Source organism: Isachenkonia alkalipeptolytica, assembly GCF_009910325.1.
In the GTDB taxonomy this organism is placed as follows: Bacteria; Bacillota; Clostridia; order Peptostreptococcales; family T1SED10-28; genus Isachenkonia; species Isachenkonia alkalipeptolytica.
This window is the reverse complement of the sequence record NZ_SUMG01000005.1, coordinates 65,452-80,013: the sequence shown is the minus strand read 5'-3', so window position 1 is coordinate 80,013 and position 14,562 is coordinate 65,452. Positions and strand designations below refer to the sequence as shown.

Annotated in this window: 14 protein-coding genes and 1 riboswitch; of the genes, 13 read left to right on the top strand and 1 reads right to left on the bottom strand. The window is 47.6% G+C overall.

Going from position 1 to position 14,562, the window contains the following annotated elements; all coding sequences use genetic code 11:
* Window positions 1-72 precede the first annotated feature (72 nt).
* From ISALK_RS05855 to ISALK_RS05800, 12 genes are all read left to right on the top strand, one after another.
* Entirely contained in the window at window positions 73-867 is a 795-nt protein-coding gene (locus ISALK_RS05855; protein WP_160720097.1) for a threonine/serine exporter family protein, read from the top strand.
* A gap of 1 nt (window position 868) precedes the next feature.
* The gene (locus ISALK_RS05850) at window positions 869-1,492 is read left to right on the top strand and encodes a threonine/serine exporter family protein (protein WP_160720095.1); all 624 of its coding nucleotides are present in this window, start codon (window positions 869-871) and stop codon (window positions 1,490-1,492) included.
* A 30-nt stretch (window positions 1,493-1,522) separates the two neighbouring features.
* Window positions 1,523-2,386, top strand: a complete 864-nt coding sequence (locus ISALK_RS05845) for a threonine/serine exporter family protein (RefSeq protein ID WP_236660280.1) — start codon at window positions 1,523-1,525, stop codon at window positions 2,384-2,386.
* A 45-nt stretch (window positions 2,387-2,431) separates the two neighbouring features.
* Complete coding sequence (locus ISALK_RS05840; protein ID WP_236660279.1) at window positions 2,432-3,679, top strand: aspartate-alanine antiporter-like transporter; 1,248 nt, start codon at window positions 2,432-2,434, stop codon at window positions 3,677-3,679.
* Window positions 3,680-3,700: 21 nt separating this feature from the next.
* A complete protein-coding gene (gene sucC / locus ISALK_RS05835; RefSeq protein ID WP_160720093.1) occupies window positions 3,701-4,879 on the top strand; it encodes an ADP-forming succinate--CoA ligase subunit beta in 1,179 nt (392 codons plus the stop codon).
* Window positions 4,880-4,914: 35 nt separating this feature from the next.
* A complete protein-coding gene (gene sucD / locus ISALK_RS05830; protein ID WP_160720091.1) occupies window positions 4,915-5,793 on the top strand; it encodes a succinate--CoA ligase subunit alpha in 879 nt (292 codons plus the stop codon).
* A gap of 185 nt (window positions 5,794-5,978) precedes the next feature.
* Window positions 5,979-6,644 carry a regulatory protein RecX gene (locus ISALK_RS05825; protein ID WP_160720089.1) on the top strand — a complete coding sequence of 222 codons (666 nt, stop codon included), beginning with the start codon at window positions 5,979-5,981 and terminating at the stop codon, window positions 6,642-6,644.
* Window positions 6,645-6,700: 56 nt separating this feature from the next.
* Window positions 6,701-6,817: riboswitch (FMN riboswitch) on the top strand.
* A 139-nt stretch (window positions 6,818-6,956) separates the two neighbouring features.
* Window positions 6,957-8,183 carry a bifunctional diaminohydroxyphosphoribosylaminopyrimidine deaminase/5-amino-6-(5-phosphoribosylamino)uracil reductase RibD gene (gene ribD, locus ISALK_RS05820; RefSeq protein ID WP_306770700.1) on the top strand — a complete coding sequence of 409 codons (1,227 nt, stop codon included), beginning with the start codon at window positions 6,957-6,959 and terminating at the stop codon, window positions 8,181-8,183.
* Window positions 8,184-8,259: 76 nt separating this feature from the next.
* A complete protein-coding gene (gene ribE / locus ISALK_RS05815; protein WP_160720087.1) occupies window positions 8,260-8,946 on the top strand; it encodes a riboflavin synthase in 687 nt (228 codons plus the stop codon).
* A 33-nt stretch (window positions 8,947-8,979) separates the two neighbouring features.
* Window positions 8,980-10,215: a bifunctional 3,4-dihydroxy-2-butanone-4-phosphate synthase/GTP cyclohydrolase II gene (locus ISALK_RS05810; RefSeq protein ID WP_503466086.1), complete on the top strand. Its 1,236-nt coding sequence runs from the start codon at window positions 8,980-8,982 to the stop codon at window positions 10,213-10,215.
* A 1-nt stretch (window position 10,216) separates the two neighbouring features.
* Window positions 10,217-10,681 carry a 6,7-dimethyl-8-ribityllumazine synthase gene (ribH, locus tag ISALK_RS05805; RefSeq protein ID WP_160720083.1) on the top strand — a complete coding sequence of 155 codons (465 nt, stop codon included), beginning with the start codon at window positions 10,217-10,219 and terminating at the stop codon, window positions 10,679-10,681.
* 54 nt (window positions 10,682-10,735) lie between these two features.
* Window positions 10,736-11,389: an HAD family hydrolase gene (locus ISALK_RS05800; protein ID WP_160720081.1), complete on the top strand. Its 654-nt coding sequence runs from the start codon at window positions 10,736-10,738 to the stop codon at window positions 11,387-11,389.
* Window positions 11,390-11,532: 143 nt separating this feature from the next.
* Here ISALK_RS05800 and ISALK_RS05795 read toward each other — a convergent pair whose 3' ends face one another.
* Window positions 11,533-13,038 (bottom strand): leucyl aminopeptidase, encoded by a 1,506-nt coding sequence (locus ISALK_RS05795; protein ID WP_160720079.1) that lies wholly within the window; start codon window positions 13,036-13,038, stop codon window positions 11,533-11,535.
* Between the two features lie 157 nt (window positions 13,039-13,195).
* Between ISALK_RS05795 and lysA the strand changes: the two genes are divergently transcribed.
* On the top strand, window positions 13,196-14,488 hold the full coding sequence (gene lysA / locus ISALK_RS05790; protein WP_160720077.1) for a diaminopimelate decarboxylase: 1,293 nt from the start codon (window positions 13,196-13,198) through the stop codon (window positions 14,486-14,488).
* The last annotated feature ends 74 nt before the right edge of the window (window positions 14,489-14,562 follow it).

The following is a 14,562-nucleotide window of genomic DNA, read 5'->3' as shown; positions in this document are numbered from 1 at the left end:
GTTATCGGTGTTCAACCCGGTTAAGTTTTGATATAATCAAGGGGATAAGGCTGAAAACAAAAGGAGAAAATCATGGAGGAAATCACACGAAAAAAAATGCTGGTACTGGCCCTATTCGCCGGAGAGATCATGCTGAAAAACGGAGGGGAAACCTACCGGGTGGAGGATACCATTACAAGACTTTGCAAATCCAGGGGATTTAAGTATGTAGAGAGCATCGTTACCCCTACGGGGATCTACATTTCCGTGGACCATCCCGATGAAGCGGGAAAAGAGGGGCCGATGCACTCCTTTATCAAGCGGATTAAAAACCGGCAAATCAATCTGGAAAAAGTGGCCAAGGTCAATGACTTCTCAAGACGGTTTGTCCAGGAAGGGCTGACCCTTCAGGAGGGTATGAAAAACTTAAAAGAGATAGAAAAGAGTCCGCCCCCCTTTACCAAGTATCAGGTGGCATTTTTCGGCGGGGTGACCAGCAGTTTTTTCATTTTATTACTGGGGGCAAATTTCCTGGAGTTTCTAAGTGCCTTTGCGGCCACAATTTTTGTTACATACACCATTACGATTCTGGCGGAAAAGGATTTCGCAAGCTTTACCATTCACCTGGTGGGGGGAGCCCTGGCCGCGGCACTGGCCATCCTGCTGGGACAACTGCATCCGGAAATCAGTATTAATCGGGTGATTATCGGGGAAATTATGGTCATGGTTCCCGGAGTGGCCATCACCAACGGGGTTCGGGACTCCATCGCCGGGGACTTAATCTCGGGGATGGCCCGGGCGGGGGAGGCGTTAATTGTAGCCATAGCCATTGCCTTCGGCGTAGGATTTGTTTTGAATTTATGGACTTTTTTTGGGGGAGGATTATAAAATGTCGGTTGCACTGAAATTTGTTTACGCCTATATTGCCACCATCGGTTTCGCGGTGCTGTTCCAAGTGCCCAAAAAGACCTTGCTTCGATCGGGGTTCGCAGGAGCTCTGGGGTGGAGCGTTTTTAATATAATCAATCAGGAGTTTAATTCCGTCGTGGTGGCCACATTTCTGGCAGCCATGGTCCTTGCCATGATCGGAGAGCGGTTCGCCAGAACGGAAAAACAACCCTTCACCGTATTTATCATTCCCGGGATTGTTCCCTTGGTGCCGGGAGTGGCCCTGTATAACACCATGATTGCGATTTTGGAAGAAAATTATAGTTTGGCCGCCGAGGTGGGAAGTGAAGCCATACTGATTGCCCTTGCCATTTCCGGAGGACTGACCATCGTGCTTTCGGTGAACGCCTACCTTCGGAAGAAGCGAATGGCCCTGGCGGAGCGGCGAGCCATTAAGATTCAGGAAAAAAGGAATAAAATGGACAAAGGCCGGGACCTGGATCCCGAGGAACAACAAAAAGAAATTGAAAAAACCAAGCTGGAGGAGTACTACAAAGAACAGTTTTATGATGAGGGAGGGGAAGCACAGAAAGAAGAGGCCCCTAAGAAAGAAGAGGAAAAATAAGAGGGTATCCTGAAAGAAAGGGGGCGCATCATGGAGGAGAAGGATGTAAGAGAACTGCGGGAAAGCATACAAAAAGAAATCCAGGAAGCCATGAAAGAAGAAAATGCCCTGGCCACCAGTCAAAAAGAGATTCTGATTCTGGCCATTTATGCGGCGGAAATTATGGTTCGAAACGGCAGCGAAACCTACCGGGTGGAGGATACGATTCTGCGAATATGTAAATCCGAAGGGCTGGATTATGTGGAGGCCTTAGTCACCCCCACGGGGATTCTGGTTTCCATTGACCAGAGCCATTCTTCTCAACACCATATGCTGACCTTTAATAAGCGGATTCAGCATCGTCAGATCAACTTGGAAAAAGTTTCGGAAGTAAATGACTTCTCCCGCCGTTTTGTGGTGAAGGAAATGTCTGTGGAGGAAGGGATGAAGCGGCTTCGGGAAATTGATAATAAAAAGCCCCCTTATCGAATCAGTGTCCAGGCCTTATTTGGAGGGGTGGCCAGCGGTTTCTTCGTACTGCTTATCGGAGCCAATTTCATGGAATTTCTTACGGCCCTGCTGAGTACGATTCTGATGACCTTCGTACTGGGGGTCCTGATTAAACGGGAGTTATCCTATTTTTTCGCCCATCTCACCGGCGGAATGATTGCCGCCTCCTTAGCGATCCTGGCATCGAATCTCCATCCGGATATTCGGGTAAACATTGTGATCATCGGAGGGATCATGGTGATGGTCCCGGGAGTGGCCATTACCAATGGGCTAAGGGATACCGTGGCCGGGGACTTAATGTCGGGCATCATCCGCGGGGTGGAAGCCCTGGTGATCGCGGTGTCCATCGCCTTTGGCGTGGGATTTGTACTGAACGTATGGAATGTAGCCCAACGGTTTTTATAAGATAAAGACCGATGATGGAAAGGAAAAGGCCGTGGGGATTTCCCCATGGAAAATATACTTATGGAGGAAAATATGGAACTGGAATCAATACTAACCAATCCCTTTATCTTAATGTTCGGCTGTATCTTTCTCGGGAAGTTTGTGGGATTGATCGAGATCAAAGGGGTCAGCCTCGGCAGCTCCGGAGGGCTTTTTGTGGGTATGGGGATTAGCTACATCGTCACAAGGATCCTCTTGGGACAGAATCCGGATTTTGAAGGGGGCGAGAACTTTATTTCCGGAGAGCTCTTCAGTCTTAGTCTGATTTTATTTATTGCTTCCGTGGGGCTGGCGGCCTCAAGAAATATCCGGGCCATTATCAAAAACAACGGACCGAAGTTCATCATCCTGGCCCTGGTGGTCACGGGAACCGGAGCTCTGTCTACCTTCGGACTTTTGCAAGTATTTCAAAGCCAGGCCCTGGAAAGCGTGGTGGGCACCTTTTCCGGTGCCCTTACCAGCTCCCCCGGCCTGGCGGCGGCCATTGAATCCGCCGATCAAATCGGAGGGCAGGAGGCCCTGGTAGGCCTTGGCTACTCCATCGCTTATGTTCCCGGGGTGGTCATTGTGATTTTGTTCGTGCAAGTGCTCACAAAATTTTTGCGGGAGCGGAATCGGCTGTTTGAGGATGTGGGAGCCGATCCGGAAAAAATAAAGATCTATCAGCGACAACAGAAAAAAGAAGAGGAAGAAAAAAAACGACTCCTTCACCGGTTCAGCGTAACCGGGTTTTCTCTGGTCTGTGCCTCCGGGGTGCTGCTGGGCAGTATTTCCATTCCCCTGGGGGAAACCCTGGGAGACTTCTCCCTGGGAGCCACCGGCGGGGTGTTGATCATGGCCCTGTTTCTGGGAGACCAAAAAAAAATCGGCCGGGTGAATTTTCAAATGGACGAAAAGGTGCTGGGAGTCACCCGGGGCCTGTCTTTGAAAATGTTTTTGGCCATTGTGGGGCTGAACTACGGTTATGAGGCCGTCACCTTAATCGGAACCACCGGTGCCGCCCTGTTGGTGATCGGCTTCGCCACGGCAATCCTTAGTATTCTTATGGGCTACCTGGTGGGAACGAAGCTGTTGAAGTTAAAGCCTCTGTATCTAATCGGAGGGCTCTGCGGAGGCATGACCAGCACCCCGGGGCTGGCAGCGGCGATAGAGTCCACGGATTCCAATGATGTGGCGGTAGCCTATGGGGCGACCTATCCCTTTGCCTTATTTTTTATGATTCTGTTTATCAACATCCTATTTCAAATATCCTAAGTTTCGAGAGGAGTGCTGAACTTGAACATCCATGAATATCAAGGAAAAGAGTTGTTTCGAACCTATGAAATCCCGGTGCCCCGAGGCCACGTAGCCTTTAGCATCGAGGAGGCGGTAAGCGCAGCAAAGGAACTGGACAGCCCCGTCACCGTGGTAAAAGCCCAGATCCATGCCGGGGGAAGAGGAAAGGCCGGAGGCGTGAAAATTGCAAAGAACACCAAAGAGGTGCGGACCTTTGCCAAGGAACTTTTAGGTAAAACCCTGGTAACCCACCAAACCGGGGAAGAGGGCCAGGTGATTCGGCGACTGCTGATCGAAGAGGGGGTCGATATTCAAAAAGAGTACTACGTCGGTCTTGTACTGAACAGAGATACGGGGCGGGTCAGCCTGATGGCCTCTAAAGAAGGGGGCGTGGACATTGAAGAGGTATCGGAAAACACCCCGGAGAAAATTTTATACGAAGAAATCGACCCTTTAGTAGGACTCACGGCTTTTCAGGGGCGGCGCATGGCCTTCGGGCTTAATTTGCCGAAAAAAGCGGTAAAGGAAGCGGTGAACCTGTTTCAAAAGCTCTATAAACTGTACCTGGAAACCGATGCATCGATTATTGAAATCAATCCCTTAATTATCACCTCGGAAGAAACGTTGATCGCCTTGGACGGGAAACTGAATTTTGATGATAACGCCCTGTATCGACAGGAGCGGATACGGAGTTACCAAGATGAATCGGAGGAAGACGAGAAGGAATTAGAGGCGGGAAAGTATGACTTATCCTATATTGCCTTAGACGGTAACATCGGTTGTATGGTCAACGGCGCCGGACTGGCCATGGCCACCATGGATATTATTAAGCACTACGGCGGCTCTCCGGCAAACTTTTTAGACGTAGGAGGGAGCGCCACCACGGAAAACGTATCCAACGCATTTAAAATCCTCCTATCCGATGAAAATGTCCAGGGGGTGTTTGTCAATATTTTCGGTGGCATTATGAAATGCGATGTGATTGCCACGGGAATTGTGGAGGCTCTAAAAACCGTTGAGATGAACGTGCCCTTGGTGGTTCGGTTGGAAGGAACCAATGTGGATAAAGGTCGCAAGATCTTAGAAAACTCCACAGTGAAGGTGATCAGTGCCTATTCCATGGATGACGGCGCCCAAAAGATTGTAAAGGCCACGGAGGAATTTCACTCAGAGAAGTGATTTCATAATCAAAGATTCTACCGGGAGGGAAATAAATGAGTATTTATGTAAATCAAGATACGAAGCTGATCGTCCAGGGGATTACCGGGGCTACGGCAAAATTTCATACAAAGCTGATGAAAGAATACGGAACGAACATAGTGGCGGGGGTAACGCCGGGAAAAGGAGGGGATACCGTTGAAGGAGTACCGGTGTTCAACACCATGGAAGAGGCGGTTAAAAAAACCGGGGGCAATGCCTCGGTGATCTACGTTCCCCCGGCGGTGGCTGCCGATGCAATTTTAGAGGCGGCGGAAGCCAACATTGATTTGGTGGTTTGCATTACGGAGCATATTCCCATTGGAGATATGATCAAGGTAAAACGGTACCTGGAAGGGAAAGAAACGGTATTGGTCGGTCCCAATTGTCCCGGGGTGATTACCCCGGAGCAGTGCAAAATCGGAATTATGCCGGGCTACATCCATAAAAAAGGTCATATCGGTGTGGTTTCCCGCTCGGGAACCCTGACCTACGAAGCGGTGCATCAATTGTCGGAACTTGGGCTGGGTCAGTCCACGGCGGTGGGGATCGGAGGAGATCCGGTCAACGGCACCAGCTTTATCGATGTCTTGAAAAAATTCAATGAAGATCCCGACACCCACGGGGTAATCCTCATCGGAGAAATCGGAGGCACCCAGGAGGAAGAGGCGGCCCGGTGGATTAAGGCGCATATGAATAAGCCTGTGGCCGGCTTTATCAGCGGGGTCACCGCCCCTTCCGGGAAGCGCATGGGACATGCCGGGGCCATTATCTCCGGAGGAAAGGGCACCGCCGAGGAAAAAATCAACGTGATGAAAGCTTCCGGGATTGCGGTGGCGGATACACCCTCCACCATGGGAAAGACCTTGGTGAGCCTTATGGAAAGTCAAAAGTAATGTAAAAACTGCCTCTGAGTAAGGGGCGGTTTTTTTATAGAACAGCCCTCGAGTTTCCCCGGTGCTTCCGTCGAAAAAAGGAAGGGATGGTAACGATGGAAGGAAATCTGTTATAATAGAAAGGGAAAGGTCTTATACAGGAAAGTGGGAATACAGCAGTTCCTAGAGAGAACAGGTGATAAACGATGAAAAGTCCGGAAAACAAAGCCTTTGAACTGGGGGTAAGGTATTTATCCTACCGCAATCGCAGCGAAAAGGAAATCAGGGATTACCTGATGAAAAAAGAGTTTGATGAGGCATCGATTGAAAAAGCCCTAAAAAAGCTACAGTACTACGGGTATCAGAACGATGAGACCTTCGTCAAAGAGATCATTCGTCAAAAGGGAGAGGGGGCCGGGAAAGGCCGGGGCTTTATTAAAAACCACCTGAAGGATAAAGGGGTGGAGGAGGCTCTGATTGAAAAAGGGTTAAGAGAATATTATCCTCCGGAGCTGGAACGGGAGATCGCTCTTACCCAAAGCATGAAGTTTTTCAAGAGCAAAGAAAAACTCCCCTTAAACCAAATCAAATCCAAACTTTCCCAGCGACTGGCTTCCAGGGGGTTCTCCTTTGAAATTATAAAAACCTGTCTCGATGATCTCTCCGGGAGTCCGGAAGTCCAAAACATCATGAAGGCCCAGGAAAACGTACATTTTGAAAAAGCTCTGATAGAAGGGGAAAAAGCCCGGGAAAAGGCAAAGAAGAAGTACAAAAATGATTACCAGATCTATGGAAAGGTCTATGAGACCCTGGTAAGAAAAGGCTTTGACAGAGAGATGATTCAGCAGGTGATGGAGGGCTTAAAGAAATAAGGGATAAAAAATATTGACAGGGAGAAAAACTAGTGATATATTTAAGAAAATTTCATAACAATCTTCAGGGCAGGGTGTGATTCCCGACCGGCGGTAAAGTCCGCGAGCCACAGTGTGGTTGATTTGGTGCAACTCCAAAACCGACAGTAAAGTCTGGATGGAAGAAGAAGAGGATGGAACGGAACTCCTTTACAAGGGAGGGCCGATTTCAATTGTTTGGGAATGAAATTCCTGTAAAAACCACGTACCTGGAGATCCAATCTTCAGGTTTTTTTATGCAATAAAATGAGGGAATAAAAAGAATTCAAAAAAATGAAAAAGATTGTAGGAATTATGGGGAATCAAGGGTATAAAGGTAAAAGACAGGAAAACAAATCTTTATTTGAGGACGTGATGCAATCAATGGATCAACAAGATCAACAAGAACAACAAGAACAACAAGAACAACGAGATCAACAATACATGAGACAGGCCATGGAACTGGCAGAAAAGGCCCGGGGAAGAACCAGTCCCAATCCCTTAGTGGGCGCGTTGATTGTAAAAGAGGGGAAGGTGATCGGTAAGGGGTATCATAAAAAACACGGGGACCACCACGCCGAGGTCAATGCTTTTAACTCCACAAAGGAAAAGGCTGAAGGCGCCACCCTGTATGTAACCTTAGAACCCTGCTTTCATTACGGCAATACCCCCCCTTGCGTGGACCGGGTGATCGAGGAGGGAATCCGCCGGGTGGTCATCGGCCTGAAGGATCCCAATCCCCTGGTGGGAGGCAAAAGCATTGAAAAATTAAAAAAACGGGGCATTGAAGTTCGGGAAGGAGTTCTTGAAGAGGTATTGAAAGAACAAAACCGGATTTTCTTGGAATATATCCAAACCCAAAAACCCTACACCGTAATAAAGACCGCCATGAGTCTTGACGGTAAGATTGCTACATCCTCGGGAGAATCCCAGTGGATTACCGGAGAAAAGGCACGGGCATACGTGCATACCCTCCGGGATCAGATGTCGGGGATCATGGTGGGGGTGGGTACCGTTATTGAAGATGACCCTTCCTTAACTACCCGGCTCCAAGACCAAAAGGGCAAGGATCCCCATCGAATTGTTGTGGACACCCGGGGGCGCATTCCCCTTACAGCAAAGATTTTACACCTGGACTCTGAAGCGAAGACCATCATTGCCTCCACGGAGCTGATGGAAGAGGATAAGAAAAAGGCCCTGGAAGACCTTGGGGCAACGGTGCTGATGAGTCCCATCAAGAATGAACGGGTGGACTTAAAGCATCTCTTTGATAAGCTGGGGGAACAAAAAATTGACAGTGTCCTTGTGGAAGGGGGCGCCACTTTGAACTTCAGTTTAGTGGAAGAAGCCCTAGTGCACCGGATCATAAGCTTTATCGCTCCGAAGATCATCGGAGGGGAAAGCGCGAAAACCCCGATCGGAGGCCGAGGAATTCTTCGGATGGAAGATGTAATTACCTTAAATAACCTGCAGTATAAACACTTTGGTCAGGACCTGATGATCCAGGGAGACATCCGGTGAAAAATATCATCAGGAACACGGCACAGAGAATGTAAACTAAAGCCCGTGAAAATCGAAAGTTGAAGGCGGTGAAAATATGTTCACAGGAATTATTGAAGAGCTGGGAAGTTTGCTTTCCATAAAAAAAGGAGGAGAGGCTTTTCAGCTGAATGTAAAAGCAAACAAAGTCCTGGGAGACGTGAAGTTGGGAGACAGCATCAATACCAACGGCGTGTGTCTTACCGTGGTGGATTTCAGTCGGGACCGCTTCCGAGCCGATGTGATGCCCGAAACCTTAAGGAAAAGTAATTTAGGGGATTTGCAAATTGGAGATGCGGTTAATTTAGAACGAGCCATGGCCATCGGGGACCGCTTTGGAGGCCATATGGTCTCCGGACACATTGACGGCATGGGGAAAATTTCTAAGTACCGTAAAGAGAAAAATGCCACATGGATTCGAATAGACTGTGATAAAAGTCTGCTGCGGTATATAGTGCCCAAAGGCTCCATTGCCATTGACGGCACCAGTCTTACGGTGGCGACGGTGGATCATAAAGGTTTTGAAGTTTCCATTATCCCTCTGACCGGAGAGGAAACCACCTTATTGAGAAAGCCTCTGGGAGCCATGGTCAATTTAGAATGTGATATGGTAGGAAAGTATATTGAGAAATTCATGAGTACTTCGAAAGAGGCATCCCCGGCGGAGGGAGAAGCATCGAATAAGCCTTCAGGAACCAAGAATGAAGGGTTGACCCTAGAACGTCTTAAACAGCTGGGGTATTAATTGCGGGAAACAAAAATCTAAAACAGATAAAGGATGATGAACATGACGATATTCAATACCGTGGAAGAGGCAATTGAAGATATTAAAAATGGAAAAATGGTCGTAGTGGTGGACGATGAAAACCGGGAGAACGAAGGGGACTTGTTGATGGCGGCGGAAAAAGCCACCACGGAACAGGTGAACTTCATGGCCACCTATGGCCGGGGGCTGATCTGCGTTCCCATGGAAAAACAGCGATTGAGAGAGCTGGATATCCTGCCCATGGTCACCAACAGTACCGACCCTAATGAAACCGCCTTTACCGTATCCGTGGATGAAAAAAACACCACCACGGGGATTTCCGCATCGGAAAGGGCCATGACCATACAACGGCTGGTGGACCCTGAGGCCAAACCCTTGGATTTTAACAAACCGGGGCATATTTTCCCCTTAGGAGCAAAGGAAGGCGGGGTTTTAAAACGGGCCGGCCATACTGAAGCGGCGGTGGACCTGGCAAGACTGGCAGGGTTGAAACCCGCCGGAGTGATTTGTGAAATCATGAATGAAGACGGCACCATGGCCAGGGTACCGGAGCTGACCGAGTATGTGAAAAAACATGACTTAAAACTAATCACCATAGCGGATTTGATTGCTTACCGAAGCAAAAGTGAAACCCTGGTAAACCGCATGACCGTAGCGGATATGCCTACGGAGCACGGACATTTTAAAGTTTATGGCTATATTAACGCCCTGAACGGAGAACATCATGTAGCTTTAGTAAAAGGGGAGGTTTCCGATGGAGAACCGGTGTTGGTTCGGGTGCACTCCGAGTGTTTGACCGGTGACGCTTTTGGCTCTCTTCGTTGCGATTGTGGAGATCAGTTCAATAAAGCCATGGAGACCATTGAAAAAGAAGGCAGAGGCGTACTGGTGTATATGCGCCAGGAAGGCAGAGGGATCGGATTGATCAATAAACTGAGAGCCTATGAATTACAGGATCAGGGTATGGATACCGTGGAAGCCAACAGGGCCTTAGGATTTCCCGATGATTTACGGGAATATGGAATCGGTGCTCAAATTTTAAAGGATTTAGGCTTGAAAAAAATCCGATTGATGACGAACAATCCGAAAAAGATCCACGGGCTTTCCGGTTATGGTATTGAAATTGTGGAAAGGGTCTCTATTGAGATGGATGCCCATGACGAAAATGCCTTTTATTTACACACCAAGCAGGAAAAGATGGAACATATGACCCATTATCCTAAAAAAGATCAGAAGGAGGAAAAATAATATGAAAACCTATGAAGGACAACTGATTGTACAAGATCAAAAATTTGCCATTGTGGTGGGACGGTTTAATGAATTTATCGGAGGGAAACTCCTCTCCGGAGCCTTAGACGCCTTAAAAAGACATGGGGCAAAGGATGAAAACGTGGAAATTGTCTGGTCCCCGGGGGCTTTTGAAATGCCTCTTGTGGCTAAGAAACTGGCGAAAAGCGAAAAGTATGACGGGGTGATTTGTCTCGGTGCCGTGATCCGTGGAGCCACCCCCCATTTTGATTATGTATCCAGTGAAGTTTCCAAAGGGATTGCCAACGCCTCCCTAGATACCGGCGTTCCCATTATTTTCGGTGTCCTGACCACGGATACCATCGAGCAGGCTATTGAACGGGCAGGCACCAAGGCCGGGAATAAAGGCTTTGATGCTGCCATGACAGCGATTGAAATGGCCAATCTGTTAGGGGAACTATCCTAAGCTTCCCGTTTTTTCTAAAATCCCGGGAAAAAATCTTAGACGGGAGGAACAACCATGTTTAAAAATATCAAAACCCTGTTCTTTGACTATGACGGAACCCTTCATTTTAGTGAAAAAATATATATCCCTGCCTTTCGAAGGGCCCAGGAATTTCTAATCGATGAAGGATATCTGAAAGAAAAAGATCTTTCCGATCAGGAAGTGACCCGGTTTCTCGGCCTTATCCGGGAGGAAATGTGGGAGGCCTACATGCCCGAGCTTCCCAAAGCCATTCAAAATCAGGCGGGGAGCATTCTCGGCCGGGAGATGGAAGCCTTGATCCGCAGGGGAAAGGCGGAGCTTTATCCGGGCACCCTGGAGACCTTACGGTATTTGAAAAACAAAGGATACCGTTTGGTTTTTTTAAGCAACTGCGGAGACAACTATTTAAGAAATGCCCAAAGGGCCTTTCCCTTAGAGGAGGTCTTTGAGGAATTTTTTACCGCGGAGGCCTTCGGCTATATCCCGAAGCACGAAATCCTGGGGAAGGTTCTGGATCGTTTCCCGAAACAGCATCTGATGATCGGGGATCGTAAAAAGGATATCGATGCCGGGGTGAAAAATCAGATTCCAACCATCGGCTGCACCTACGGATACGGGACGGAGGAAGAGTTGGAAGAAGGGGATTTATTGATTGGGGATATTCAAGAGCTGAAAAACTATTTATAAAAGGATCTTCCCCTTAAGGAAGGGTCAGCACTGAAGAAAACAAAAATTATAAAAAACTCAAATTAAAAATTCCAATATAAAAACACCCCCGTCTTAAAAAGACGGGGGTGTTTTTGCGGGTAAGTCATGGGTTAACGGTTATTTTACTGACTCAACAATTTAAAGTAATGATATAAAAGGCTTGCTCCGGAACCGGTTCCCCCAATGGGGCAAAGGTCTTTTTTCTTATCTGTCCAGGCGGTACCGGCGATGTCTAAGTGCATCCAGGGTACATCCTTGGCAAAGGACTGAACAAATAAACCGGCGGTGATGGTTCCCGCTAAACGGGGACCGGAATTCTTAATGTCGGCAATATCAGATTTCAACAGATCCAAATAACTTTTTTCTGCCGGAAGGCGCCAGACTTTTTCTAAAGCATTTTCCGAAGCCTTCTCTAAATCCCTGCTCATGTCATCATCCGTGGAAAGGTATGGGGTGATGTCCTTACCCATAGCCACTAAGGCAGCCCCAGTCAGGGTGGCGATATCAATGATTTTGGTAGCCCCTTCCTTTTCGATCGCGTAGGTTACAGCATCTGCCAGGGTGAGGCGACCTTCGGCATCGGTGTTGGTTACTTCGATGGTTTTTCCCGCCATGGAACCGATTACATCCCCCGGTCGAAAGGCGTCGCCGGAAATCATGTTTTCGCAGGCGGCAACCACGGCGGTAACGTTTACTTTAAGCCCTTGTTTTGCGATGGCGGCCATGGCACCGATTACCGCAGCGGAGCCACCCATATCCATTTTCATGGTCAACATGCCATCCGTGGGCTTAAGGGAATAGCCCCCGGAGTCATAGGTAAGTCCTTTTCCGATCAGTCCGTAAACTTCATCGCTGTCACCGTTGCCGTGGTACTTCATGACGATCAGTTTTGGAGGGTTATTGGAGCCTCGACCCACGGTCAGAAGCGCTTCCATACCCAAATCTTCAATTTCTTTTTCATTCTTTACGGTAACGGAAAATCCGAAGATTTCTCCTTGGTGTTGGGCAACCTTGGCAAGGCTGTCGGGATTGATTACGTTGGCCGGCTCATTGACCAAATCTCGGGCAATACAGGTGCTGAGCCCTTCGTGAATGCCTTCCGCAAGGAGACTCTCCAGAAGCAGCAGTTGTTCTTCATCCTTAGAGAATAAAAAGACATCCTGCAAAACCTCCTTGGATTTTTTTTCATTTTCCCCTTCTTTTTCTTTTTGATATTTTACAAATTCATAATTCGCTAAGGTAAAGGTTTTGCCTACCACGGGAAGAATCTTCTCGAAGGGGAATAATTCTTCTAAAACCGTAAGATCCAAAGTAAGGGAAGAGGCTTTTTCCGACTTGGCTTTTTGAAATCCCTTGGCAAGGCTGGAGGAAAGCGTTTCCAAAGAAAAATCCTCTTTTTTACCTAAACCCACCAAAATCAGTGTTTCGGGAAGCTCCTCCTCATAGAAGGAAAGCAGACTGAGGGTGTCTTTTTTTCCCTCAAAGGGTTTGCGAGCCGCTTTCTTTTCTAAAACCTCCTTGAGATTGGAAGGGTAGGATTCTCCGTGAATGCCTTCCTTTTCAAAAACCGGCAAAAGCAGGGCCTTGGTTTCTCGTAAAATACTAAGTCCTTTCAGTGATATATTCATCATCATCGCTCCTTATTTATTAGAATTTCATACTTTAAGTTTCCCTACTCTGTTATTACCCTAGAAGAGGAAAAGTTATCACAGGGAATCAATTTTATCAATAAAAGAGCCGACAAATATGCTATGATAGTAGAAAGAAATTTCAGGAGGAATGATCATGGGAACTAATTATGTTTTTCAAGAATTTGATACGGTGGAGTTGGCTAAAAAATACGGAACCCCTTTATATGTCCTTTCGGAAGACATCCTTCGGGATAAATGCAGGGAAGTCCGGGAGACCTTTCTCAAGGTATACCCCAACACCCAGGCGGTCTATGCCAGTAAAGCCTTTTTAACCAAAGCCATGTGTAAGATTATTGAAAGGGAGGGACTGGGTCTGGATGTGGTTTCCGGCGGGGAACTTTTTACCGCAAGGGAAGCGGCCTTTCCCATGGAAAGAGTGATTTTTCACGGCAATAACAAATCCTTTGAAGAATTGGAAATGGCCATAGATTTTGGGGTGGGACGAATCGTTGTGGACCATCAAGAGGAAATCCCGATGATTGAATCCCTGGCAAAGGAAAAGGGGAAGGTGGTGCACTGTCTGTTTCGAATCACCCCATCCATTGAAGGAAAAACCCATAAGTACATTATGACCGGGCAAAAAGATTCCAAGTTCGGAATCCCCCTGGAAATTGAAACCTTGAAGGAGCTTGTTGAAAAAGTACAAAAGTCTTCCATGCTTAGCCTTCGGGGATTCCACTTTCATATCGGCTCCCAGCTTTTTGAAAATCATATTTATGAAGGGGCCATTGAGATCATCGGGAAACTGGCGAAGGAGCTGAAAACAAATCAGGGAATGGTTTTAGAGGAGCTAAATGTGGGGGGCGGCTTTGGCATCCAGTACCGCGGGGATGAAAAAACAAAGCCCTTATCCTTTTTTACTGAGGTGATTATGCACAGTGTGGAAAGAATTTTTAAAGAGTTTACCCTGCCGATTCCGAAAATCATCATTGAACCGGGGCGGTGGATTGTGGGGGAAGCGGGGATCACCCTTTATACCATTGGAGCCATCAAAGAAATTCCCGGGGTTCGAACCTATGCCAGTGTGGATGGGGGATTTCCCGACAATCCCCGTCCGGCCTTATATGGAGCGAAGTACGATGGAATTATTGCCAATAAAGCGGAGAAAGAAAAAACTTACCGGGCAACCATTGCGGGGAAGTGCTGTGAATCCGGCGATATTTTAATCTGGGATTTACCGGTGCCGAAATTAACCGCCGGGGATATTTTAGCGGTAAAAAATACCGGGGCATATAATTACTCCATGGCCAACAACTACAACAAAATCCCCAAGCCGGCGGTGGTGCTGATTTCAGGGGATCAGTCCAATATTATTGTTAAAAGAGAGACCTACGAAGATTTGCTGCGAGGAGAGGCTTTGCCAAAGCATTTACAGGGGAAGGTTTAGCTGAAGGAACCGGCGCCCTTTGTATGTATCTATGGAAATTTTAAATTTTCAAAAAATAGCTAAAAACCCCTTGA

What these genes read in the sequence shown, in the direction of transcription:
- ISALK_RS05845 (WP_236660280.1), top strand. Translation starts at nt 1,523, where the DNA reads ATGGAGGAGAAGGATGTAAGAGAACTGCGGGAAAGCATACAAAAAGAA.
- ISALK_RS05795 (WP_160720079.1), bottom strand. Translation starts at nt 13,038, where the DNA reads ATGAATATATCACTGAAAGGACTTAGTATTTTACGAGAAACCAAGGCC.
- lysA (WP_160720077.1), top strand. Translation starts at nt 13,196, where the DNA reads ATGGGAACTAATTATGTTTTTCAAGAATTTGATACGGTGGAGTTGGCT.
- ISALK_RS05855 (WP_160720097.1), top strand. Translation starts at nt 73, where the DNA reads ATGGAGGAAATCACACGAAAAAAAATGCTGGTACTGGCCCTATTCGCC.
- ISALK_RS05825 (WP_160720089.1), top strand. Translation starts at nt 5,979, where the DNA reads ATGAAAAGTCCGGAAAACAAAGCCTTTGAACTGGGGGTAAGGTATTTA.
- ISALK_RS05810 (WP_503466086.1), top strand. Translation starts at nt 8,980, where the DNA reads ATGATGAACATGACGATATTCAATACCGTGGAAGAGGCAATTGAAGAT.
- ribH (WP_160720083.1), top strand. Translation starts at nt 10,217, where the DNA reads ATGAAAACCTATGAAGGACAACTGATTGTACAAGATCAAAAATTTGCC.
- ribE (WP_160720087.1), top strand. Translation starts at nt 8,260, where the DNA reads ATGTTCACAGGAATTATTGAAGAGCTGGGAAGTTTGCTTTCCATAAAA.
- ribD (WP_306770700.1), top strand. Translation starts at nt 6,957, where the DNA reads ATGAAAAAGATTGTAGGAATTATGGGGAATCAAGGGTATAAAGGTAAA.
- ISALK_RS05840 (WP_236660279.1), top strand. Translation starts at nt 2,432, where the DNA reads ATGGAAAATATACTTATGGAGGAAAATATGGAACTGGAATCAATACTA.
- sucD (WP_160720091.1), top strand. Translation starts at nt 4,915, where the DNA reads ATGAGTATTTATGTAAATCAAGATACGAAGCTGATCGTCCAGGGGATT.
- ISALK_RS05850 (WP_160720095.1), top strand. Translation starts at nt 869, where the DNA reads ATGTCGGTTGCACTGAAATTTGTTTACGCCTATATTGCCACCATCGGT.
- ISALK_RS05800 (WP_160720081.1), top strand. Translation starts at nt 10,736, where the DNA reads ATGTTTAAAAATATCAAAACCCTGTTCTTTGACTATGACGGAACCCTT.